22 protein-coding genes are annotated in these 22,602 nt (G+C 73.8%); 12 read left to right on the top strand and 10 right to left on the bottom strand.

Going from position 1 to position 22,602, the window contains the following annotated elements:
• The first annotated feature begins 41 nt into the window (after positions 1–41).
• From SA2016_RS18020 to SA2016_RS17990, 7 genes are all read left to right on the top strand, one after another.
• On the top strand, positions 42–368 hold the full coding sequence (locus tag SA2016_RS18020) for an ArsR/SmtB family transcription factor (protein WP_066500810.1): 327 nt from the start codon (positions 42–44) through the stop codon (positions 366–368).
• A complete protein-coding gene (locus SA2016_RS18015) occupies positions 365–1,162 on the top strand; it encodes a cation diffusion facilitator family transporter (protein WP_218030620.1) in 798 nt (265 codons plus the stop codon). The genes SA2016_RS18020 and SA2016_RS18015 overlap by 4 nt, the downstream gene beginning before the upstream one ends.
• Positions 1,159–2,073 carry a cation diffusion facilitator family transporter gene (locus tag SA2016_RS18010; RefSeq protein WP_066500808.1) on the top strand — a complete coding sequence of 305 codons (915 nt, stop codon included), beginning with the start codon at positions 1,159–1,161 and terminating at the stop codon, positions 2,071–2,073. Before SA2016_RS18015 ends, SA2016_RS18010 begins: the two co-directional genes overlap by 4 nt.
• A 51-nt stretch (positions 2,074–2,124) precedes the next feature.
• Positions 2,125–2,511, top strand: a complete 387-nt coding sequence (locus tag SA2016_RS18005) for an ArsR/SmtB family transcription factor (protein WP_066500806.1) — start codon at positions 2,125–2,127, stop codon at positions 2,509–2,511.
• Entirely contained in the window at positions 2,508–3,620 is a 1,113-nt protein-coding gene (locus SA2016_RS18000; RefSeq protein WP_084249626.1) for a cation diffusion facilitator family transporter, read from the top strand. Before SA2016_RS18005 ends, SA2016_RS18000 begins: the two co-directional genes overlap by 4 nt.
• A gap of 69 nt (positions 3,621–3,689) precedes the next feature.
• Positions 3,690–3,962 (top strand): SHOCT domain-containing protein, encoded by a 273-nt coding sequence (locus SA2016_RS17995; RefSeq protein WP_229711018.1) that lies wholly within the window; start codon positions 3,690–3,692, stop codon positions 3,960–3,962.
• Positions 3,959–4,510 (top strand): sulfocyanin-like copper-binding protein, encoded by a 552-nt coding sequence (locus SA2016_RS17990; RefSeq protein WP_229711017.1) that lies wholly within the window; start codon positions 3,959–3,961, stop codon positions 4,508–4,510. Before SA2016_RS17995 ends, SA2016_RS17990 begins: the two co-directional genes overlap by 4 nt.
• Here the strand turns inward: SA2016_RS17990 and SA2016_RS17985 are convergent.
• From SA2016_RS17985 to SA2016_RS17970, 4 genes are all read right to left on the bottom strand, one after another.
• The gene (locus SA2016_RS17985) at positions 4,503–6,104 is read right to left on the bottom strand and encodes a multicopper oxidase family protein (RefSeq protein WP_084249625.1); all 1,602 of its coding nucleotides are present in this window, start codon (positions 6,102–6,104) and stop codon (positions 4,503–4,505) included. The two genes, SA2016_RS17990 and SA2016_RS17985, sit on opposite strands and share 8 nt — an antisense overlap.
• A gap of 166 nt (positions 6,105–6,270) precedes the next feature.
• A complete protein-coding gene (locus SA2016_RS21575) occupies positions 6,271–6,648 on the bottom strand; it encodes a DUF6153 family protein (RefSeq protein WP_066500800.1) in 378 nt (125 codons plus the stop codon).
• Positions 6,649–6,754: 106 nt separating this feature from the next.
• Complete coding sequence (locus SA2016_RS17975) at positions 6,755–8,419, bottom strand: ABC1 kinase family protein (RefSeq protein WP_066500794.1); 1,665 nt, start codon at positions 8,417–8,419, stop codon at positions 6,755–6,757.
• Positions 8,420–8,455: 36 nt separating this feature from the next.
• Entirely contained in the window at positions 8,456–9,181 is a 726-nt protein-coding gene (locus tag SA2016_RS17970) for a GntR family transcriptional regulator (RefSeq protein ID WP_141305664.1), read from the bottom strand.
• A 121-nt stretch (positions 9,182–9,302) separates the two neighbouring features.
• On the opposite strand from SA2016_RS17970, the gene SA2016_RS17965 reads away from it, so the two are divergent.
• Positions 9,303–10,586, top strand: a complete 1,284-nt coding sequence (locus tag SA2016_RS17965) for an MFS transporter (RefSeq protein ID WP_229710984.1) — start codon at positions 9,303–9,305, stop codon at positions 10,584–10,586.
• 28 nt (positions 10,587–10,614) lie between these two features.
• Here the strand turns inward: SA2016_RS17965 and SA2016_RS17960 are convergent, their stop codons facing one another.
• Positions 10,615–11,223: a TetR/AcrR family transcriptional regulator gene (locus SA2016_RS17960; RefSeq protein WP_141305663.1), complete on the bottom strand. Its 609-nt coding sequence runs from the start codon at positions 11,221–11,223 to the stop codon at positions 10,615–10,617.
• 452 nt (positions 11,224–11,675) lie between these two features.
• Between SA2016_RS17960 and SA2016_RS17955 the strand changes: the two genes are divergently transcribed.
• From SA2016_RS17955 to SA2016_RS17945, 3 genes are all read left to right on the top strand, one after another.
• Positions 11,676–12,818 (top strand): NAD(P)-dependent malic enzyme, encoded by a 1,143-nt coding sequence (locus SA2016_RS17955; protein WP_371326667.1) that lies wholly within the window; start codon positions 11,676–11,678, stop codon positions 12,816–12,818.
• A 49-nt stretch (positions 12,819–12,867) separates the two neighbouring features.
• Positions 12,868–13,371, top strand: coding sequence for a DUF456 domain-containing protein (locus SA2016_RS17950; protein WP_066500785.1), 504 nt, complete (start codon positions 12,868–12,870; stop codon positions 13,369–13,371).
• Positions 13,372–13,670: 299 nt separating this feature from the next.
• Positions 13,671–14,618, top strand: coding sequence for a hypothetical protein (locus tag SA2016_RS17945; RefSeq protein WP_066500778.1), 948 nt, complete (start codon positions 13,671–13,673; stop codon positions 14,616–14,618).
• A 174-nt stretch (positions 14,619–14,792) separates the two neighbouring features.
• Here SA2016_RS17945 and SA2016_RS17940 read toward each other — a convergent pair whose 3' ends face one another.
• From SA2016_RS17940 to SA2016_RS17930, 3 genes are all read right to left on the bottom strand, one after another.
• Entirely contained in the window at positions 14,793–15,365 is a 573-nt protein-coding gene (locus SA2016_RS17940; protein WP_084249623.1) for an Lrp/AsnC family transcriptional regulator, read from the bottom strand.
• A 293-nt stretch (positions 15,366–15,658) separates the two neighbouring features.
• Positions 15,659–15,943: a WXG100 family type VII secretion target gene (locus tag SA2016_RS17935; RefSeq protein WP_066497083.1), complete on the bottom strand. Its 285-nt coding sequence runs from the start codon at positions 15,941–15,943 to the stop codon at positions 15,659–15,661.
• Between the two features lie 157 nt (positions 15,944–16,100).
• On the bottom strand, positions 16,101–16,667 hold the full coding sequence (locus SA2016_RS17930; protein ID WP_141305558.1) for a hypothetical protein: 567 nt from the start codon (positions 16,665–16,667) through the stop codon (positions 16,101–16,103).
• A gap of 204 nt (positions 16,668–16,871) precedes the next feature.
• Between SA2016_RS17930 and SA2016_RS17925 the strand changes: the two genes are divergently transcribed.
• The gene (locus SA2016_RS17925; protein WP_066500767.1) at positions 16,872–17,906 is read left to right on the top strand and encodes an LLM class flavin-dependent oxidoreductase; all 1,035 of its coding nucleotides are present in this window, start codon (positions 16,872–16,874) and stop codon (positions 17,904–17,906) included.
• Here the strand turns inward: SA2016_RS17925 and SA2016_RS17915 are convergent.
• Positions 17,852–21,427 (bottom strand): phosphoribosyltransferase domain-containing protein, encoded by a 3,576-nt coding sequence (locus SA2016_RS17915; protein WP_257125790.1) that lies wholly within the window; start codon positions 21,425–21,427, stop codon positions 17,852–17,854. The genes SA2016_RS17925 and SA2016_RS17915 overlap by 55 nt on opposite strands.
• Positions 21,424–22,602 carry an HpcH/HpaI aldolase/citrate lyase family protein gene (locus SA2016_RS17910; RefSeq protein WP_066500762.1) on the bottom strand — a complete coding sequence of 393 codons (1,179 nt, stop codon included), beginning with the start codon at positions 22,600–22,602 and terminating at the stop codon, positions 21,424–21,426. Before SA2016_RS17910 ends, SA2016_RS17915 begins: the two co-directional genes overlap by 4 nt.

The following is a 22,602-nucleotide window of genomic DNA, read 5'->3' as shown; positions in this document are numbered from 1 at the left end:
GCCCGGTTTCGTCGATACAGGATCTTCTGTAGCGTTGAGGGGTGCAGACACTGACGACCCATGCCGTCCTGGCCCGATTCGGGAAGGCCCTGGCTGACCCGACGCGGGCCGCCGTGCTGATGCAGCTCAAGGACGGCCCCGCTTTCTCGGGCGACCTCGCCGAGCGGATCGGGGTGAGCCGGCAGGCACTCTCGAACCATCTCGCGTGCCTGCGCGACTGCGGCCTGGTGGTCGCGGAGCCGGAAGGCCGGCGCGTCCGCTACGAGCTCTCCGACCCGAAGCTCGCCCATGCGCTCGCGGACCTCCTCGGAGTGATCCTCGCCGTCGAGCCGGTCTGCACCTGCGGCGTGCCGGAGTGCGCGCCGTGACGGCCGCGCTTCCGACCGACCGCCGGCGCGTCCTCACCCGGCGGATCCGGCAGTTCTCCCTCGCGGTCATCGGCTACAACGTCCTCGAAGCCGTCGTGGCGCTCGTGGCGGGCATCGCGGCGGGGTCCGTCGCGCTGATCGGGTTCGGCCTCGGCTCCGTGGTCGAGGTGGCCTCGGCCGCGGCGATCTTCTGGCAGTTCGCCGGCGATGACCACGAGCGTCGGGAGAAGGCGGCCCTCCGGGTTGTCGCGTGGCTGTTCTTCGTGCTGGCCGCCTACCTCGTGGTGACCTCGGCGCTGAAGCTGTTCGGCGCCGAGGAACCCGTCGAGTCGCCGGCCGGCATGGTCCTCACCGCGGTGACCCTCCTCGTCATGCCGCTGCTCTCCTACGGCCAGCGGCGCGCGGGCAGGGAGCTCGGCTCCCGCAGCGCGGTGGCGGACTCCAAGCAGACCCTGCTGTGCACCTACCTCTCGGCCGTGGTCCTCGTGGGACTCGCGGTGAACGCCCTCTTCGGCTGGTGGTGGGCCGACCCGCTCGCGGCCCTGGCCATCGCGGCGGTGGCCGTGAAGGAGGGCATCGAGGCCGCCCGGGGGGACGTCTGCTGCGCCCCCTCGTTCGGCCCGGACGCCGGACGTGCGGACGCCTGCGGGGCCGAGTCCGGCACGGAGGAAGCCTGCGACTGCTGCTCGCCTGCTGCGGCCAACGGGCGGGCCAGTGGGCTCCAGATCACCCTGTATCCGGCTCAGGCATCGGACCGGGCATCGCACCGGGAAGCGGAGAGGGGCCGGCGATGAGCGGGCACGACCACTCCCATGCCGACGCGACGCAGGACCGTGCGCGGCTGTTTGCCGCCCTGTGCGTGACCGTGCTGATCCTCGCGGCGGAGATCGTCGGCGCGCTCCTGTCCGGCTCGCTCGCGCTCCTCGCCGATGCCGGGCACATGTTCACCGACGCGTCCGGGCTCGTCATCGCACTGATCGCCGCCTCGCTCGCGATGCGGCCCCGCACCCCCGAACGCACGTGGGGCTACCGGCGCGCCGAGGTGCTCGCGGCCGCGCTCCAGGCGGGACTGCTGCTCGTGGTCGGCACCCTCGTCCTCGTGGAGGCCATCCGACGCCTGGTCGAACCGCCCGCAGTCGGCTCGTCCGCGATGCTCTGGTTCGGCGTGATCGGGCTGTGCGGCAACGCGATCGCCCTGGTGGTCCTCGCCGGCGGGCGGCACAGCAGCTTCAACCTCCGCGCGGCGTTCCTCGAGGTGCTCAACGACGCGCTCGGTTCCGCCGCCGTGATCGTCGCGGCGATCGTGATCGCGGTAACCGGCTTCACCCGTGCCGATGCCCTGGTCTCGCTCCTCATCGGCGCCCTGATCGTGCCCCGGACCCTGCGGCTGCTGAAGGAGACCACCGATGTCCTCCTCGCCTCCACCCCGAAGGGCCTTGACCTCCGCGCCGTGCGGGAGCACATGCTCGCCCTGCCGCACGTGCTCGACGTCCACGATCTGCACGCGACGCTCATCGGCACCGGCACCCCGGTGATCACGGGCCACGTGACCCTCAAGGACGAGTGCCTCGTCAACGGCCACTCCCAGCAGATCCTCGTCCAGCTCCAGGAATGCGTCGCCGAGCACTTCGACGTCCCCGTCGAGCACTCCACGTTCCAGCTCGAGAACGCCGCCCACCGCGACCAGGAGCACCTGCACCACTGACCCGCTCGCCGCGCTTTGCACCAGGGCCACTCCAGCTGCCATTATCTGCGTATGAATGCAGATAAGAAGATCTGCGGACTCGACCCCGACTCCCAGTACGTGGACCTTGCGGTAGAGGTCTTCTCGATGCTCGCCGACGCGACCCGGGTGCGGATCATCCTTGCGCTGCGCGCCCAGGGAGAGCTGTCCGTGAACGAGCTCGCGGAATCGGTGGGCAAGGCGCCGGCGGGCGTGTCGCAGCACCTGGCCAAGCTCCGCCTGGCCCGGATCGTCACCGCCCGCCAGGAGGGGACGAGGGCCTTCTACCGGCTGGCCAACGAGCACGCCTCGCAGATGGTCTCCGATGCGATCTTCCAGGCGGAGCACTCCCTCGGAGGAGTCCCGCGCCACCACCACGTGCAGGCCGACGCCGGCCAGAAGGAGAAGGAGAGCGCATGAGCGCCGAGCACGCCCCGCACTCCACGGAAGCGGACCAGCACCACGACCACGACCACAGCCATGACCACGACCACGCGCATGGCCACGGCCACGGCCATGACCACGACCACGCGCATGGCCACGACCACGCGCACGGCCACGCGCATGACCACGGGCACGATCACCACCACGGCTTCCTCGGAACGCTCAAGGAGTTCTTCGTCCCGCACACCCACGATTCCTCGGACTCGATCGACGACGCCCTCGAGGCGAGCGCGGAGGGCGTCCGGGCCCTGAAGATCAGCCTCTTCGTCCTGCTGGGCACCACCGTCCTGCAGTTCCTCGTGGTCCTGGTCAGCGGCTCGGTGGCGCTCCTGGCCGACACCGTGCACAACTTCTCCGACGCGCTCACGGCCGTCCCGCTCTGGGTCGCGTTCCTCCTGGCCCGCCGCCCCGCCACCCGCCGCTACACCTACGGGCTCGGGAAGGCCGAGGACCTCTCCGGCCTGTTCATCATCGCGGTCGTGGCCCTCTCCGCGGTCGTGGCAGCGTGGCAGTCGATCGACAGGCTCTTCCATCCCCAGCCGCTGCAGAACCTCTGGTGGGTCGCCGCGGCAGGGGTGATCGGCTTCGCCGGCAACGAGGCCGTAGCCGTCTACCGCATCCGCGTGGGGCGGAGGATCGGCTCGGCGGCCCTCGTGGCCGACGGCGTCCACGCACGCACCGACGGATTCACCTCCCTCGCCGTCGTCGCCGGCGCGGTCGGCGTCATGCTCGGCTTCCCGCTGGCCGACCCGATCGTGGGCCTGCTGATCAGCGTCGCGATCTTCGTGCTCCTGTGGGGGACGGTCCGCAGCCTCGGCCGCCGGCTGCTCGACGGCATCGAGCCCGACCTCGTCGATCGGGCCGAGCACGCCCTGGCCCATACCCCCGGGGTGCTGGCGGTCGAACGGGTCCAGCTGCGCTGGATCGGCCACCGTCTCCACGGCTCCGCCACGGTCCGGGTCGACCCGCTCACCACGGCCGCCCAGACGGATGAGCTGCGGGCCGCCGGGGCGCACCGGCTCGGGCACGCCCTGCCCAATCTCGAGGACGTCACCATCGCCGTGACCGCGCAGGGCGCCGGGTAGGCCCGCGCGTCCTCGGCTTCGGGCCCGAGGGCCCTGTCGCCGCCGGGCCGGCAGGGACCATGCTCGGTGGTGTCGAAGGAGGACGCGATGATGTACGGCTGGTACGGCGGCGGGGGCGTCTGGGCCTGGGTGGTGATGGGCATCGTCATGCTCCTGTTCTGGGGAGGCGTGGCGGCCGTCGTCGTCCTCCTTGTCCGCGGTTCCCGCGGCGGGGCGGGCCACTACCCGCCCGGGGCGCCCCACGACGACCCTGAGCGGATCTTGGCCCAGCGGTTCGCCCGCGGCGAGATCGACGAGACGGAGTACAGGGCCCGCCTCGACGCCCTCAGGCGCAGGCCGTGACGAGGCGGGGCCTGCCCACCGTCCTCATCGCCGCGCTCGCGGCGCTCCTGATGACCGCCGCGTCCCTGCTCGCCCTGGCCCTGCTGGGACCGCCCGCCGCCGTGACGGGAGCGGCGCCAGCGTGCAGCGCCCCCAGCCTCCCGGGAACCACCGTGAGGGTCACCGAGGCGGACATGGGCGCCGGCATGATGGGGCGGTCCGCGATGCGGCGGGGCATGCGGCTCTCCGTGGACAGGGCCTCCGTTCCCCACGGGCAGGTGTCCCTCGTCGCGACCAATCTGGGCAGCGTCCCGCACGAGCTGCTGGTCGTGCCCCTGCCCCAGGGCCAGACCCTCGGCGCCCGGGCGGTGGGAGCCGACGGGACCGTCGACGAGACGGGGAGCCTCGGGGAGGCCTCGGCATCCTGCGCCGCGGGGACGGGCGAGGGCATCGCCCCAGGGGCCGCCTCCTGGGTCACCCTCACCCTCCCCGCGGGCCACTACGAGCTCCTCTGCAACCTCCCCGGCCACTACCTCGCCGGGATGTTCGCCGAGCTCACCGTCACCTGATGTAGCTGAGCACGCCCATCATGCCCCGGTCCGCGTGGTAGGCGTTGTGGCAGTGGTAGAGCCACTGGCCCGGGTTGTCGGCGTCGAAGACCACGGAGACCGTCTGCCCGGGGCGGACGATGACCGTGTCCTTCCGCGCACCCGTGGCACCCACCTGGAAGGTGTGGCCGTGCAGGTGCATCGGGTGCCACATCATGGTGGTGTTCACGAAGTCGATCTGGACCCGCTGGCCCTGACGCACCTCGAGCGCCCCCGCGTACGGATCGTCCATCGAGAAGCGGCGCCCGTTGATGCCCCAGTCGTAGGCCATCATCGACCCGGTGAGCCTGACCGTGTGCCTCACCGCGGGGGGCTTCTCCGCAAGCCGGACGGCCGCCGCGGAGGTGAGCTGGCCGCCGTCGACCACGGTTCCGCCCAGCGTCGAGGGCAGCGCGGCGGGGAGGGGCCGCTTGCCGGTCCCGGTGCTGATCAGGCCCAGCGCCAGGCCCATCTTGCCCTCCGGGCGGGCCATGAGCGGCGTCCAGCCGGCCGGGACGGTCAGGAGGGCGTCGATCCGCTCTCCCATCCCGAGGACGACGGCGTCGACCTCCTTCCGTTCGACCGGGAACCCGTCCGTGTGGGTCAGCGTGAGCTTCGCTCCGGGGGCTCCGACCCGGTACGCGGTGTCGGCGCCGGCGTTGATGATTCGCAGCCGGACCCGCTCGCCCGGCCTGGCCGTGATCGTGTCCGGATCCGAGGGGGTGCGCCCATTGAAGAGGTGCAGGGGGTACTTCACGTCGCCGGCGTCGCCGCCGAGGAAGTCGCTCGTGGAGCCCATGGACATGTAGCTGCCTCCGGAGCCCATGCCCATGCCCGTGTCCGTGCCGGCGCTGGGTGCTGCGCCCATGTCCATGCCCTGCATGCCGCCCATGCCCCGTGAGAGCTCGGCGAGGACATCGTCCGGGGTCCCCGTGACGCTGTCGAGCCAGTCATCCAGGAGGATGACCCACTCGTGGTCGTAGTCCTTGGCCTCTTCCGGGTCGTCCACGATGAGCGGCCCGTAGAGCCCGCGGTCGCGCTGGAGCTCCACGTGGGAGTGGTACCAGTACGTTCCCGGATGCGCCAGGCGGAAGCCGTAGGAGTAGTCGGCCCCCGCGGCCACGGCCTTCTGGGTCACGCCCTGCACTCCGTCCTGGCTGTTCTCGATCGCGAGGCCGTGCCAGTGGACGGTGGTCTCCTGGGGCAGCGCGTTGTGGAGGGCGACCTCGAGGCGGTCGCCGACCGTGCCGCGGAGCAGGGGGCCGTTGACCGCGCCGTTGTAGCCCCAAGTGGGGACGCGCTTGCCGTCGAGCGTGGCCGTGAGGGGTGCCGCCGAGAGCGAGGCCCTCACGGTGCGCCCGGTCGCGGCGCGTGACTGTTCGGCGGCCTGGACCGCGGCGTCGGTGGGCAGGACCCGGGTGCTTCCGCTGCCCGAGGGGGCGCCGCACGCCGCAAGGAGTGCGGCCGAGGCGCCTGCGAGGGAGAGGCCCAGGAGCCGGCGGCGCGTCATGGCCGCGCTGAAGCGGCTGGGAACCGGCTGGGGGTCGGGAGTGAGAGGGGAGAGCGTCGCGCTCATGGAAGGTCCTTTGCTGTGGTGGCGCGCCGCGGGCAGACGGGTGCCGGCGGCAGTGGAGGGGGCGGAGGCCGGCCGCGCCCCGGGCAGACGGGGGCGTCGGGCCGGCGCACAGGGCGCAGCCCAGGCCCGGGACCGGGCCGAGCGGCTGCTGCCTGGCTGCCGCTGCCTAGATGCGAAGGATCGAGAGCTCGTGGAGGGAGGGCGGTGTCGGCGGCGGGGCGCGGTGCGCCTCGGCGCGTTCCGCTGCCGCGGGGAGGCCGAGGGCGGCGCCAGACGCGGTCGGAAGTGCGAGGGCCGGGCCGTCCTCGGGCGGCAGCGGCGTGCACATGGCGGCATGGGCCCCGTCGGCGCAGGGCACCGGCCCGGCGCATGCCGTCGCGGCGCATGGCATGGCGGCCGACGCCGAGGTGTGGGCCGCGTGCGGGGACGAGCCACCGGAGGCGAGCGCATGCATCCCGAGCAGGCCCACGATCACCAGGACCGCGGCCACGAGGCCGAAGAGGCCGGCGTGCAGCGGACCGCGGACGCCCCAGCGTCGCTCCATGCCCCGCCTCCTTCGATGCATCCGCCCCGTCCCGCCCATCATACCCCGGAGGGGTATTGTGCGCGGCCCCCGCCAGGGCCCCCGCCCGGCCGGCCGCGCGCGCGGCCTACCGCCGTCGACGGCGTCCGAACGTGGTCACGGCGAGGTAGCCGGTGAGGCCGCCGAGCCCCGCGAGACCCGTCCGCACGAGCGGCTCGCGCCACCCGCGCCAGCGCTTGTCGGAGGCGACGACCTCGCCCACCCCGCGGATGAACGCCGCCGCGATCACGCCGGCGAGCACCTTGTTCCCGATCCGCTCCGCGCGGGCCACGAGGGGCTCGAGCTCCGAGGCCCGCAGGTGCACCTCGAAGCCCCCCGAGTCCAGGACCCGGTTCAGGCTGTCCACGAGGTCCGGGACGTCCGAGGCGAGGTCGAGGGCCGTCAGGCCCGCGGCGCGCAGGCCCCGCAGGAGCGCGGCGGGCGAGTACTGCTCGATCAGCAGGCGGCGCACGTGCGGCTCGAGGACGCGGGAGAGGCGGAACCCCGGGTCCAGGACCCGGCCCAGGCCCTCGGCCATGACCATCATCTTGATGACGATCGCCGCCTCGGCCGGCATGAGCAGGCGGTGGCGCCGCACCACCCCGAGGAGCTTCTGGGCCAGCCGGGCGATGTTCACGTCGGCGAGGTCCACGCCGTCGTACAGCTGGATGAACTCGGCGACGTCCGCCGCGAGGCGGGCGCGGTCGGTCACGGGGCCGGTCAGCGACATCGCCTCGAGCGCCCGCGCGAGCCGCCGGGCGTCCTTGCGGGCGAGCGCGATGAGGAGGCGGCCGAGGTCGTCGCGCAGCTTGTCGTCGATCTCTCCGACCATCCCGAAGTCGATGATCGAGATCCGCCCGTCCGGTTCCACGAACATGTTCCCCGGGTGCGGGTCCGCGTGGAAGAAGCCATCCTCGAAAATCATCTGCGCGAGGGCCGCCGCCGAATGGTCCGCGAGGGCCCGCCGGTCCAGCCCCGCGGCGTCGAGAGCCTTGACGTCGTTGATCTTGAGGCCCTCCATGAACTCGAGGGTCAGCACGCGGGACGTCGTCGTCTGCCAGAAGACCCGCGGGAAGCGGAAGCGCTCGTCCCCGGCGAAGTTCGCCGCGAACCGCTCGGCGTTGCGGCCCTCCTCGAGGTAGTCCAGCTCCTTGGTGAGCGTGCGGGAGAACTCGCCCACGAGCCCCACCACGTTGTACTCGTCCAGCACCGGCCACGCCCGGCTCGCCCTGACCGCGACGTTGTGGAGGATCTCGAGGTCCTCCCGGATCCGCTCGACCGCGCCCGGCTTGCGGACCTTGACCACCACCTTCGTCCCGTCCGCGAGCCGCGCGCCGTGGACCTGCCCGATCGACGCGCTCGCGAGCGGGGCGTCGTCGAACGCCGAGAACGCCGCGAAGGCGTCCCCGCCGAGCTCCTCGCGGACGACGGCGCGGATCGCCTCCGCGGGGACCGGCGGCGCCGCGTCCTGCAGCTTCGCGAGCTCCGCCTGGTAGGCCTCGGGAATCAGGTCGGGCCGGGTGGAGAGGATCTGGCCGAGCTTCATGAACGTGGGGCCGAGCTCCTCGAGGGCCAGGCGCACGTGCACCGGGCCGCCGACGGGGCTGCCGGGCATCGCCGCGCCGCCGCGGCCGCGCGGGACCAGCCGGCCGAATCCGGCCCGGGCGAGCACCTGGCTCAGCCCGTGACGGGCCAGCACGTCCGCGATCTCGCGGTAGCGCCGTGCATGGGTGGTCCAGGGACTCGCGGCCATGGAACGAGCCTACCGGGACTGCCCCGCGCGGCGGCGCTACCGGACCTGCTCGCCCAGCTGCTCCGCCAGCCCCTCCTGGACCGGCCGGCGCCCCGCCTCGACATGGGCCTCGGACAGCGCCTGGGCGAGGTGGGGCTGGCCGGTGATGATGGCGTCGGCGAGGCCCTCGTGCTCGCGGGCGCTGACCTCGAGGGGCCGGTTGACCGAGAGGCCGAAGACCCAGCGGTTCAGCCCGCGCAGCGGCCTGATGGACCGCTCGAGGAGCGCGTTGTCCGTGAGCGCGATGATCTGGTCGTGGAACGAGGCGTTGAGGTCCGAGGCGAGCTCGGCATCGCCGGCGGCGAGGGCCGCCTGCGCGGCGGCCAGCGTGTCCCTGAGGACCGAGGCATCCGCGCGGCCCTCGGCGACGCGCTCCGCCGCGCGGGCAGCGGCGAAGGACTCGAGCAGCACCCGCAGGTCGAACAGCTCGTCCACGTCCTTGAGCGTCAGCTTCCGCACCACCGCCCCGCGGCGCGGGGCTGTGACCAGGAAGCCGTCCTGCTCGAGCCGGTGGATGGCCTCGCGCACCGGGATGCGGGAGACCCCGTACTGCTCGGAGAGCTCGCGCTCGCGCAGTCGCTGGCCCGGCTCGAGCTGGCCGGACACGATCGAGTTGATGATCTGCTGGTAGACCTGGGCGGCCATCGCCTCGTCCGGCACTGTTCCGGCGTCCGGCGCTGTTCCAGCGGCCGCCGCGTTCTCTGCGTACTCCACGTTCTCCACGCAGGCGACGATACCCGCTGATCCGGTACGCTCCCGCGCGCGGGCGCGGCGTCATGCAGGGTCCGACGGCACCGTTCTGCCGTACCCTGAGGACACCAGTCCAGCCCAGCCGGAGGTCCCCGTGGCCGTGCCCCACCGCCCCGCCGCCGCCCAGCCCGGCACGGCCGTCCCCGCCGAGCCCACCACCCCGGTGCGGTTCCCCTGGATCCTGGGCGTGGTCCTGGTCAACGTGGGGATCAACGTCGCGTTCTTCGGCCCGCTCCAGGTGCTCCTGGCGCAGCAGGCTGCGGCCTTCGATCCGGGCCGGAAGGAGGCCATCTTCGCGCTGGTCACCGGCGCGGGCGCGGCCGTGTCCATGATCGGCAACCCGCTGGCCGGCGCCCTCTCCGACAGGACCCCGGGCCGGTTCGGCCGGCGGCGCCCCTGGGTGCTCTTCGGCGCCGTGGGCGGGGCGATCGGGCTCGTGGCGCTCGCGGGCGCGCCGGACGTGGCCGTCATGACGGCCCTGTGGTGCCTCGTGCAGGCCGGCTGCAATGCCGCCTACGCTGCGATCACCGCCGCCATCCCGGACAAGGTGCCGGTGACCCAGCGCGGCACCGTCGGCGGCCTCGCCTCCATGGGCATCACGGTGGGCATCCTGCTCGGCGCGGTGGTGGCGGCCGTCGTCGCCGGCAGCTTCTCGCTCGGCTACGTGGTGTGCGCGGCGGTGCTCGTCCTCGGGACCGTGGTGTACCTCGTCTCCGCCGGGGACGCTGCCCTCCCGCGCGGCGCGTTCCGCCGATTCTCCCTCCCGGCGTTCCTCGGCTCGTTCTGGATCAGTCCCCGGCGGCACCCGGACTTCGCGTGGGCGTGGTTCACCAAGCTGCTCGTGAACGTGGGGAACCACATGATCCTGCTCTACCTCGTCTACTTCCTGACGGACGAGGTGCGGATCGAGCAGACCACCGGGATCGCCCCGGCCACCGGCGTGCTCATCCTCACCGGCATCTACGCGGTGCTCGTCATCGTGACGAGCGTGGTCGGGGGCCGGCTCAGCGACCGCATGGGCCGGCGGAAGCCGCTCGTGATCCTCTCCTCGTGCGTCATCGCCGCGGCGTCGCTGACGATCGGGCTGTTCCCGACCTGGGCCGGGGCCATCGCGGGCGCGAGCGTGCTCGGCATCGGGTACGGGGCCTACCAGGCCGTCGACTTCGCGCTCGTCACGCAGGTCCTCCCGCGCGCCGAGGACCGCGGCAAGGACCTCGGGGTCATCAACGTCGCCAACTCGCTGCCGCAGGTCATCGCCCCGGCGATCGCCTACCCGTTCGTCGCGTTCCTCGGCGGGTACGTCTCGCTCTACATCGCCGCGGCCGTGATCGGCCTGCTCGGGGCGGTGTTCGTCACCCGCATCCGCAGCGTCGCCTGACGCCGCACCGCAGGCGGCAGGCGGGGCCTCAGCGGGCGCGGGCCACCCGCCGTCGTGCGACGATCTCGCACGCCGCCTTGAGCTGCTGCTCCGCCTCATAGGGCATGAGCCGGCCCGTCCGCACCGCGGAGACGAGCCCCGAGACGACGAGCACGATGCTGCGCCCCCGCTCCGCATCGCCGGCCAGGCGCCCCAGGACCGACCAGGACAGCTCGTCCACCTCGCCGATGAGCGCGGAGAGCTCATGGTCCGCCGGCACCACGAGCTCGTCGAGGCACGAATTGACGGCCGGCTGGGCCAGCCGCATCGCGAACAGCTCCACCGCGGCGCCGGCCAGGGCGCTGGCCCGCTGCGCATCGGTCCGCGACGCGGCCACCCGGTCCTCGACCCGGTTCCTCAGTTCCAGGAGCTGGCGACGGTGCAGGCCCAGGAGCAGGTGCGCGGACGAGGGGAAGTACCGGTATGCGGTGCTCGAGGAGACCCCGGCCTCGTGGGCCACCTCGGTGACGTCCACGTCGGGATACTCGCGCGTCGCGAACTGCGCCGCCGTATCCAGGAGCTGCTCGTACCGGGCCGCCATGCGCGGGGTCGCCGGAGGTGGAGCAGGGGTCACCAGATCGTGGGGCAATTCGAGCACTGCGAAGCAACCTCTTTCCGGACGCTGGGGGGCCGTTCGGCACGCGGACAGAGAGGGGACCGGGGGACTGTCCAACTATACGCCAGCGGCCCAGCAGCGCCCGGGTGGCCGACGCCGTCCGCTTCCGCCTTGCGGAAGGACGCCTCCATCGACCTATGATGTCCCTACCTCTTTCCCGAGGCCGGTGCTCGCACGGTCATCCCCGCGCATGAGCCGGCTCCCGGAAGTGCCGAACCCGGCAATCACCCCGGATCCCCCTCAAGGCCGCGCGCTGGAGAGCTGTGCCGACAAAGCGGTCGGCCGTCCTCCCGCGCGAGGCCCGCCACGCCGTCGTGCGCCCTTGACTACCCGCGGCCCGAGCCGCGAGCGCGGCGGCACCTGACCCAGGAGACACTGCCGTGACTGCTCCCACTGATACCTTTGCCCCTTCTTCCGAGTCGCTTGCCGAGCCGATCAGCGCCGAGGAGATCTTCGCCGCGCACGAGGGCGGGAAGCTCTCCGTCGCGGTGGAGCGTCCGCTCGCGACGAAGCGGGACCTCTCGATCGCGTACACGCCCGGGGTCGCGCAGGTGAGCCGCGCGATCGCGGCGGACCCGGCCCTGGCCCGGACCCACACCTGGGCCTCGCGGCTCGTGGCCGTCGTCTCCGACGGGACGGCGGTGCTCGGGCTCGGGGACATCGGGCCGTCCGCATCGCTGCCGGTGATGGAGGGCAAGAGCGCGCTGTTCAAGACCTTCGGCGGCCTGGACTCGATCCCGATCGTGCTGGACACGACGGACGTGGACGAGATCGTCCAGACGCTGGTGCGGATCGCGCCCTCGTTCGGGGCGGTGAACCTCGAGGACGTGGCGGCGCCGCGCTGCTTCGAGCTCGAGGCCCGGCTGATCGAGGCCCTGGACATGCCGGTGATGCACGATGACCAGCACGGCACTGCCGTGGTGGTCCTGGCGGCGCTGACGAATGCCGCGACGGTGGTGGGCAAGGAGCTGTCCTCGATGCGGGCCGTGATCGCCGGCGCCGGGGCGGCCGGGATCGCGATCGCCGAGATCCTGCTCGCCTCGGGCCTGACCGATGTGGTCCTGCTCGACTCCAAGGGCGCCATCCACGCCGGCCGGCCCGGCCTGTCCGGGCTCAAGGCCGAGTACGCGGCCCGGACCAACCCGCGCCGGGTCGAGGGCGGGACCGCCGAGGCCCTCGCGGGGGCGGACGTCTTCATCGGCGTCTCCTCCTCGACCGTGCCGGAGGAGGACCTGGCCGGGATGGCCGAGGGCGCGATCGTGTTCGCCCTGTCCAACCCGGACCCCGAGGTCGCCCCGGACGTCGCCGCCCGCCACGCTGCCGTGGTGGCCACCGGCCGCAGCGACTTCCCGAACCAGATCAACAACGTCCTGGCCTTCCCGGGGATCTTCCGCGGTGCCCTCGATGCGGGGGCGCGGCGGATCACGCCGGCGATGAAGCTCGCCGCCGCCCGCGCGATCGCCGGGCTCGCCCTCGACGGGCTCTCCGCCGACTACATCGTCCCCAGCCCCCTCGACCCCCGCGTGGCCCCCGCCGTCACCGCAGCGGTCGCCGCCGCCGTCGTCCCGGGGGAGTAGGCGCCGCCCTCCCGACATCCCCCCACGCCAGCCGTGGCAGGATGGCCGCGTGGATACCAGCCTCCTCGCGGCCCTCCTGTGCGGCCTCGCCCTCGCCGTGTCGGTGCTCGGCACGATCCTTCCGATACTCCCGGGGAGCGTCCTCGGGATTCTCGCCCTGCTCGAGTGGGCGCTCTTCGGCGGGGCCGGGGCCGGCGGATGGGCGGTGTTCGCCATCGGCACGGTGCTGTTCACCGCCGGGATGGGTGCCTCCTATGTCCTCACCGGGCGCAGGCTCGCTGCCCGCCAGGTGCCCAACGGCTCCATCCTCGCGGCCACCGTTGTCGCCGTCATCGGCATGTTCACGGTGCCGGTCATCGGGCTGTTCGTGGGATTCGCGGTGGGGCTGCTCGGGAGCGAATGGGTGAGGACGCGCGATCTCCGGGCGGCTGGGGCGTCCTCGTGGGCTGCGCTGAAGGCTCTGGGGCTGGGGCGCCTCGCCGAGTTCGCGTTCGCGGCCGTGGCCGCGACGGTCTGGGTCATCGGGGCCTGGGTGCACTTCGCGGCCCGCTGACCCTCCCGGGCCTCTCTCCGTTGCCGCCCGTTTCCCCCCTTTCCCCCCCGGTTTCCCCCGTTTCGGGTACGCATCTCGTCGCCTTTTCGGGCTTTCGGGTACACCCCGCTTCTGCACGGCGCCGCACCTGCGGCGACCTTCCGCGCACGACGCCGCGCGGCGCCGGCGTCGTCGGCCCCCCCCGGGCTTCCCTCGGGGCCGGGGGCCAGCAGGTGTACCCGGAACGCCAAAAGGGCGACGAGATGCGTACCCGGAACTGGGCTGGGGGTGCGGGTGCCGGTCTCGCTAGCATGGGGGGCATGCCTTCCCGCGAACTGGGCGGCCGCCCCTCGTTCCACGACACGCGCGACCTCACGCCCTTCCGCGGCGCGCAGGTCTACGCCCCCGTGCGCGGCATCGGGCGTCGCCTGGCCCAGCGGGTCACCGGCAGGACCCGGGCGCCGCGGCTGAGGCCGTTCGCGTCCAAGGTGGAGAAGCAGGTCCACGCGGCCGTGTTCGCCCACGCGGAGCCGGAGCGGCTCGTGGTGATCGCCCGCGCCTACCCCAGCTGGTCCGGGCTCTGCTATGTCATGGCCGGCCTCCAGGCGTACCGGTCCCACCATCACTCCCAGGCCGCCGAGCTCCTCGCCCGCGGGCTCGCGGGCACGAGCGAGCCCGCCGCTGCCGCGTTCGCCATCCAGTACCTCGGCGCGGTGCGGCACTGGATCGAGGTCTCGGACGGGGTTGAAGTCGAGGTCCTCTTCAGCGAGGAGGCCGTGTGCCTCGCCCTCGCCCACAGCCTCCGGGAGGTCGGCCGCCCGGACGAGGCGCTCGCCGTCCTCGCCCCGCTGCCGCCCTCGATGCCCACCGCCCTCGCCTCGTGCCACCTCGCCGAGGTGCTGGGCCGCCCGCACGACGTCGTGGCCTGGACCGAGGGCCTGGCCAACGCGAGCGACCTCGCCGCGGCCCTCCTCGTGCTGCGCGCCCGGGCCCTGCGCGAGCTCGGACGCCGCGCCGACGCCCTCGCCGCCGTCCGCGAGGCCCTCCGGCGCCGCCGCACCGCGTTCGCGGTCAAGAACTCCGCCGCCACCGAGCGGGCGCTGCTCATGCTGGGCGTGGGCAGGCGCCGGCGCGGGGCGGCCTCCGCGCCTTCCTCCGCGTTCGACGAGCTGCGAGCGCTCACCCAGGCCCGGCGCGCGCGGGACACCGCGGCCCGCGAGCTGTGGCTGAAGGACTTCGAGGACCTCGAGCGCGGGGCAGGGGAGTAGCCGAGCGCCCCGCGCGCGGACGACGGCGGGTGCGCGCCCGGCGTCGTGCGCCCACCCGGGTGTCCCCCGCCACCCGCTTCCGGGTACGAACCTCGGCGTGCCCGAGACGGCCGAAGGGCGACGAGATGCGTACCCGGAACGGTGAAAGGGCGACGAGATGCGTACCCGAAACGGTCAGGGGAGGGGGCGCCTGCGCGGGGCCGGGGCGGCGGGCGACGGCGCCCCGTCCCCGCCGTCCTCCGCCTCGAGGAGCGCGGTGGTCCGGTACGGGATGACCGTGCGCAGGATCATGCGGGTCGACGTGCGCCGGATGCCCGGGCACAGCCGGATCTCCTCGGACACGCGGTAGAGGTCGTCGGGGCTCGTGGCGACGGCGCGGATGAGGAGGTCGGTGTCCCCGGCCGGCGCCAGGCACTCGAGGACCTCGGGGATCCGGCGCAGCGCGGCGACGGCCTCGTTGATGTGGCTCTGGTCCAGCTCGGCGCTGACCTCGGCGAGGACGCCGCGGCCCAGCCCCTCGGGGTGCACCCGTGTGCTGCTGGCGCGGAGCACGCCGCTCGCGGCCATGCGCTCGAGCCGGGACTGCACGGTCCCGCGCGCGAGGCCCAGGCGCTGGGCGAGCACCATGATGGGCGCGCGCGGGTCCTCGTCCAGTGCGAGGAGGATGCGGCGGTCGGTGCGGTCAAGCTGCTGCGTTCTGATCACTCTCCGCGGCTGAAACGGTTCGGGGCTGGTCAGATTGACCATCAGCGGGCGTCCCTGTTGTCACTGGTGCTCGCCGGTTGCTCTGATGGTAGCAGTCAGCCCGACGGACCCACCGGCCCGGACGGCGCGGCGACGGCCAGCGCGGGACACCCACCGCACAGGCCCGAGCGGCCCCACCAGGCCCGGCCGCAGCAGGACCCCCGGGACTCCAGCAAGGGAGCCGGACAGCGGGAGAGGCCCCACGGCTGGTGCCGTGGGGCCTCTCGCGGTCAGCGCCCGGTCAGCGCCCGGTCAGCGCTCGGTGAGCGCGGCGGCACGGGGGCCGCGGTGGGCTGCTAGTGCAGGCTGCTGGAGGTCTGCTCCTGGGCCGTGGCGTTGGTGTTCATGGTGCGCGAGGCGTCGCGCAGCTGCTCGACGAGCTTGGCCAGGGACTTCATGCCCGTGGCCTGCCACTCGCCCTTGAACTGCTCGGCGTCGCGGCCGGCCCAGTTGGCCGGGATGTTGTTGTTGATCAGCGCATTGAGGTTGTTCTTGATCTGGTCCACCTCGTTGGCCTTCGCATCGAACTGCTTCGCGACACCGCGGAGCTCGGCAACGTTGGCGCCCTGCTGAATAGCCATGGTCTTTCCTTCCGTCCTGCCCCTCGGGCTTCCCCCGTGGACTTGGCTCCACGCTATACGCCGCCCAGAGCCCACCGCGATGGGGAGAACTCCACACGGAAAGGGGCCCGGCACCGCGGCTCGCGCGGCACCGGGCCCAGGGGCTGTGACTGCCCAGTCAGCTCGCCCGGCTGACCACGAGGATCGGCTGGGTCCCCGTGTGCGGCCCGGGCCGGGCGGGGAGCGGACGGGCGGGGCGCATGCGGGCGACGGCGGCGGGCTCGCTCGGGCGCGCCGGCGCCGGGTGGTCTTCGATCGGGGCAGGAGCCTGGGCGACGGCCAGGGCGGGCGCGAGAGCCGGTATCGCGACCTCCTCGTCGGCGGGCTGCGCGTCCTCGGCGTCGATGGCCCGCGGGCCACGCGATTCCGCGGCGGAGGCGGAGGCGGCTGTGGCGGAGGCCTGCTTCGCGGCGAGGAGCGCGTCCGCCTTGGCGATCACCGCCCGGCGCGCGTACTCGGCGCGGGCGTCCTCGGTCTCTGCGGCAGGGCCCTCGACCGCGGCCGCGCGCTGGGCGAGCACCCGATCGACGAGTCCGCGCGCAGCCCGCAGCACGGCCATGCTCACCGATGCGACCCCCTGGCCAGCGCCGGCGATCATCAGCGTGATGACGGTGGCCACGGTGAGGAACAGCAGGAGCGCGCCCCCGATCATGAGCGTCCCGAAGTACACAAGGTTCGTCACCATCAACGCATCGTCCACAGCAGCTCCTCCCACGAGCTCGGGTGTCCCCGGCACCGGCCACAACCCCTTCATTCTTTCCCGCGCGCCCCGCCAGTAACACCCGGAATCGTGGACGTTGCTGAAACGCAACGGACCTGTTACCCAACGTGACATCAGGCTCACACTTGTCTCGGGAACATCTCGGTCCGCGGGCCGGTTGCCGCCCTTGTGACCGCACTTTCCATCCTTGACCTCGCTCCCGTCGTGGAGGGCTCCGACGTGGCCGGCGCGCTGGCTGCCGCGACCAGGCTCGCACGCCTCGCAGAGGAGACCGGCTACCGGCGGCTCTGGTACGCCGAACATCACAACACGGACGCCCTCGCCTCGAGCGCCACCGCGCTGCTGATCGCCAACGCGGCCGCGAACACGTCCACCCTGCGCGTCGGCTCCGGCGGCATCATGCTCCCGAACCACGCGCCCCTCGCCGTCGCCGAGGCGTTCGGCACGCTCGCGAACCTGTACGGCGACCGGATCGACCTCGGCCTCGGGCGCGCGCCCGGGACGGACCCCCGCACGGCGGCGCTCCTGCGCCGCGGCGCCCGGGACGACGGCGAGGGCGCCTTCGCCGCCAACATCCGGCTCCTCGCCTGGTTCTTCGGCGAGCAGGAGGACGACGCCGTGAGCGTGCAGCTGTCCCAAGGAGTCCACGCCGCCGTGGCCCGAGGCACCCACGTCCCGCTGTGGGTCCTCGGAAGCTCGACGGCGGGCGCCGCCATTGCGGGCCAGCTCGGCCTGCCGTTCGCGGCGGCCAGCCACTTCGCCCCATTCCAGCTCTCGGAGGCGGTCTGGACGTACCGGCAGATGTTCAACCCCTCTGCCCCGACCGCGCAGATCTCCGAGCCGTACGTCATGGCCGGTGCGAACCTCATGGTTGCCCCCACCCGCGAGGAGGCGGAGTTCCTCTTCACCACCCACCAGCAGATGTTCGTGGCGATCCGGCGGGGCACCCGCGGGCCGCTGCGTCCGCCGGTCCGCGAGATGGACTGGGCCCCGCACGAGGAGCAGATGGCCACCTCGGCGCTGCGCTTCTCCGCCGTCGGCACCCCCGGCGAGGCGGCAGAGTTCCTGCGGGTCTTCGCGGCCTCGTACGGGATCGACGAGATCATCCTCACCGGCTACGCCCACGATCCCGCGATGCGCGAGCGCTCCTACCGCCTCATGGCCGAGGAGTGGGCCAAGGACGCCTCGGCCCCCGCCGCCTGAGGGCCCGAGGGGACCGTGGCCGCCTCCAGCGCCGCCCGGAGAATCTCCTCGCCTGCCAGGACCCCGGCGCTCTCCGTCACCCGCAGCCCCGGCCGGGTGTATCCGGCGTCCTCGAGCTCGCCGTGCCGGGGGCGCAGCGGGAGGTCGGCCAGCTCGAGCAGGCCCCGGTCCAGGAGCGAGTCTCCGGCCGCGACGAGCCCGCTCGCCCCGACGCGCTCCATGACCTCGGCGACGGCGGACTCCTTGGTCACGGCCGAGGGGACGCAGTAGAGCTTGCGGCCCTGGAGCGAGACGACCCAGCCGCGCCCGGCGCACCAGCCGGAGAGGTCCGCCAGCCATCCCGCCGGCAGCGCGGCCCGGTCCACGATCGCGTAGGCGAACAGGTCCTCGGCGGTCCGGACCCGGTCCACCCAGGGCGGAGCGTTCTCGCACACCCGTGCCAGAACCTCGCCGATCGGTGCGGACCCGCGGGCGACGGCGCCGCGCACCCGGGCGGACCACGCGCCGTCGGGCGTCCCGCCGTGCAGGAGGACCCCGCCGTTGGTGGTGATCGCGTAGGGGGTCGCCGGCAGCTGGACGCGGGCGAACTGGGCCTGGGTCCTGGTGGTCACGGGGACGAGGACGGCGCGGCCGAGCAGCTCGTGCAGGAGGTCCTCGGCCGCCCGGGTCATGTAGCTCAGTGGGGCGTTCTCGTAGACCTCGCTCACCACGAGCCGGGGCGCGTCCCGGTCAGGGCCCTCGAGGTGGAGGGCGCGGGCGGAGTAGATGAGGGTGCGGTCGAGGTCGCACGCCACCACCGTCCTAGACATCGGCCACCGCCTTCCCGTCGGCGCCCGTCGCGCCGGGCGTGAAGCGCGGGTGGATGAGCCCCACGCAGCTGTACGGCAGCCCCTCTGCCGGCTCCACCGGCACCCCCGCTGGGCGGCGAGCAGCAGCACGTGGGCGAGGTCCCCGCACAGGAGGCGGCCGGCGTCGTCCGTGGCGAGCAGCTCCGGGCGGGCGAGCACCTTCCAGGGCACGCGGCGCAGCAGCACGCGGGTGGTTTCCCCGACGCCGGGCTTGACGAGGTTCACGGCGCTGCGGAGGGGCCCGAGGCCCTGCTCGGCGGCGATGCGCTCCACGGCGGCCCACCCCGCCCACGTCGGCGCCGTGAGGGGCCCGGGCAGCCCCGGGCGGATGTCGGGGAAGCGCGCCGCCACCGCATCGACGAACTCGTTCGAGACGTCCCGCGGCGCGAGCTCGCGGTAGAACTTGGCCCCGTGCGTCTCGTGCGGGCCGATCAGCGCGCGGTTGAACACCGTGCGGGAGACGAGCCCCGAGACCGTCGAGTTCAGGCACGCGGAGGGGATGAGGAAGTCGTCGCGCGTGCCGGACACGCGCACGCACTGCCCGGGGTCGGCCAGGACGGCGAGCTCGGGGGAGAGGCGCACGCCGTCCGAGTTGGCGAAGTCCTCGAGAGCCGCGGCGAGCTCCCGCGTGATCGCGCCCTTGCCCGTCCACCCGTCCACGAACATGATCTGCTCGGGCCGGTGGCGGGTGAGCAGCCAGCGGAGCGCGTTCGCGTCGATCCCGAGTCCGCGCACGATGCTCATCGTGTAGTGCGGCACGTCGAGGCCGTGGGCGTGCGCGGCCCACCGGCGCATGAGCACCCCGACGGGGGTCCCGGCCCGGGCGAGCGAGACGAGCACCGGCTCCCGCCCGCGCAGGGCGAGGACCTGCTCGGTGACGTCGGCGACCGCCTGCGCGATCCGCGCGCCGGACGCCGCGAGCGCCTCGCGGAAGAGGGCCTGGTACTCGGGGCTCGGCTCGTACTCCTGCGGCAGGGACTCCGCGTAGCTCGCCCGGCCGGACTGGATCGCGGCCTCGCGCTCGTGGGCCGGCGCCTCGAGGCGCGCGCCGGAGAGGTCCTTGAGCAGCCATCCGACGTCCTCGGGCGGGTACGAGCCGAACGCCCCGGGGTGCGTGCCGCCGCGCAGCGGCTCCGGGTACGCCGGCTCGGCCCCGAGGTGGAGCACGACGACGGTGCCCGCCGCCCGCGCGAGGGCCTCGGTGACACTGGGCTCGCCGTGGGCCCCGGTGCCGGGCAGGCCCGCCATGGAGAGGTCCTCGGGCGCCGTGCCGGGCTCGGGCACGTAGACGATGGCATCGAAGCGCTCGCCGGCGGTCACGACGTTGTACGCGTGGCGGCGGCCGGTGCCCGGGGCGCCGTCGAGGGCGTGGTCGTGGGAGGAGAACGTGAGCGCCGAGCGGACCGCGTAGCCCGGCTCGTCGTGGACGTGTACCGGGGAGCGGGTGGTCGAGGAGAAGAGGGTGCCCGGGAAGTCGGCGGTGAGGGCGTCGGCGACGGCGAGGGGCAGCGCGAGGTGCTCCTCCGCGCCGAGGACCAGGACCCGGGCCGTCCGCGGGAGCCCCTTCCCGGCAAGGGCGGCCGCCGCGGCGCGCGCGGCGGGGGCGGCCAGGTCGGCGAGCCGGACCCCGTGCGGGCCCGCCGTGTCGACGCCGAACCGGGCGCTCCGCACCGCGCCGAGGTCACCCCATGGGTGCGCGAGGTGCCCCTGTGGGCGCGTGAGGTCAGCCCGTGGGCGCGCGAGGTCGGGGCCGGGGGACTCGGCCAGCCAGTGCGCGGCCCTGGCGAGGACGTCGGCAGGCAGCGAGACCGAGCCCTCCCCGAGCGCCACGACCGTCAGCCCGCATCCGAGCTCCCCGGCGAGCCGCTCGAACTCGGCGCGGTCCTCGGCGCCGCGGAGGTCGACCAGGGTGGCGACCACGTACCGCCGGCGAGGCGGCGCCGCGCCGGAGGGGCCGGCGTCGTGCGTTGTCCGCGGGCGCCACGCGGCGTGCAGCTCCCGCACCGTGTTGAGGACCGTGCGGCCGGTGGAGAGCTCGTCGTCGACCAGCACCACCGTGGCGGCGCGGGCGAGCCGGGTGGGGTCGCCGGGCACGAGGGTGTGCCCGGTCGCGTGCGAGTGCTCCTCCTCGAAGCCGCCGAAGGGACGTACGGGCGTGCTCAGCCGGGTGGAGTGGAGGTAGTACGAGCCGAGGTGCTCGGCGACGGCGTGCCCCAGGCCGGTGGCGGTCTCGGCGTAGCCGAGGGTCGCGATCTGCTCGCCGCCGGCGGGCGGCGCGGGCAAGCGGAGGGGCTGCGCGTCCGACGGCGCGTCCCCGGCGAGGCGGGCCAGGAGCGCCCGGGCGGCCTCCTCCAGAGGGGGGCCGGGGGCGGCGCCGCCGGCGGGGCCGAGCCCCAGCTCGCGGGCCACGGCCGCGCCGAGGAGCCGCGCGGCGCCGAGCGCGACCGCCGGCGGAGTGGGCACGTGCTTGGCGAGGACGCGCGAGACGAGCAGCTGGGCGCGCTTGGGGTTGCGCCGCACCGCGAGGCCCACGAGCGCGTCGACGGGCAGGAGGCTGCCGGGCGCCGTCGTCAGGATGATCCCGAGCCGGTCGCGGACCACGGTCCCGGGCCACTCGCGCTCCGGCGGGGTGACGTCGCGGTCCAGGGGGGTGACCTCGGCGGTGTCCGTCATTTCATGCTCGCTTCCAGCAGGTCCACGAAGGTCACGTCCGGGCGGGCGACGCCGAACGCGTCGGCGCGCAGGAGGGTGCGGCGCGCCCAGGCCCGGTGGGGCTTGGCCTCGTTCATCCGCACGCCCGAGCGGGACGCCACCGCCCCGCCGCCCTCGGCGGCCATGATGTCCACGGCATCGAGGTACTCGTCGTGCGCCACGACGTGGAGCGCGTGCACGAGCGGGACGTGGGAGGGGTGGATCACGGTCTTGCCGAGCAGGCCGTTGGCGAGGTCGAGCTCGATCTCCCGCAGGAGCCCGTCGAGGTTCGCGCCGAGCAGCTGCTCGCGCAGCACGCCCGAGTTGGCCGCGTCGAAGGGGGTCGCGCGCAGGAGGGGCCGCAGGATCCGCTCGGTGTTGGTGTAGTGCTCCCAGACGGGGCCCGAGATGACCCACCCGCCGTCGGCCCGGCCGAGGATGCCCACGACGTCGGCGATCACCTCCGCGACCACGGCCACGTGGTAGATGGTCAGGTCGCGCGAGCGGCGCAGCCCGTAGGCGGAGGCGATGTCCGTCGCCCCGATCCGCACCGACAGGATGAGCTCGCGGTGGGCCTCGAGCAGGTCGCGGACCGCGATCAGGGCCTCCGGCCGGCTCTCGCGGTGCGTGGTCACGGGATGCTCGATGATGGGCATGGCCCGCAGGGGCGCCTGCAGCGAGAGCTCGGCGTTGAGCTGCTCGAGGGCTTCGAGGAAACGCTCCGCGCGGCCCGAGGCGTTCTCGAACTTGGGCAGCACGAAGCCCGTGAGGACGCCCGCCGCGTCCCCGAGCCGCCGGCCGAGGGCGAGCAGCTGTTCGGGGGAGCGGGGCCGCACGAACAGCAGCGGCAGCGTCCGCGCCCGGGCCGGCGCGTCGAGTCCGGCGAGCTCGGCCAGGGCCCCGGCCACGTTGTCCTCGGCGCTCTCCACGGCCGAGTCGGGAACGGCGTCCTCGAGGCACAGCACGGTGCTCGTGCAGCCGGAGCGGGCGCGGCGCAGGATTCCCTCGGCGAGGCCCGGCCGGGTGCCGGGCGTGTAGAGCGTGGCGCCGAGGCCGACGGCGAGGGCCTCCGCGCCGCTGTCGGGGCCGAGCTCGCGGGGCCGGCGGGCGAAGAGCCGCTCGCGGGTGCTCGCGGTGAGGTACGAGTAGTGCAGCAC

Origin of the sequence: Sinomonas atrocyanea, from assembly GCF_001577305.1 — a bacterium.
Classification (GTDB): domain Bacteria; phylum Actinomycetota; class Actinomycetes; order Actinomycetales; family Micrococcaceae; genus Sinomonas; species Sinomonas atrocyanea.
The sequence above is the reverse complement of the archived record's forward strand: the minus strand, read 5'-3'. Positions and strand labels throughout refer to the sequence as shown.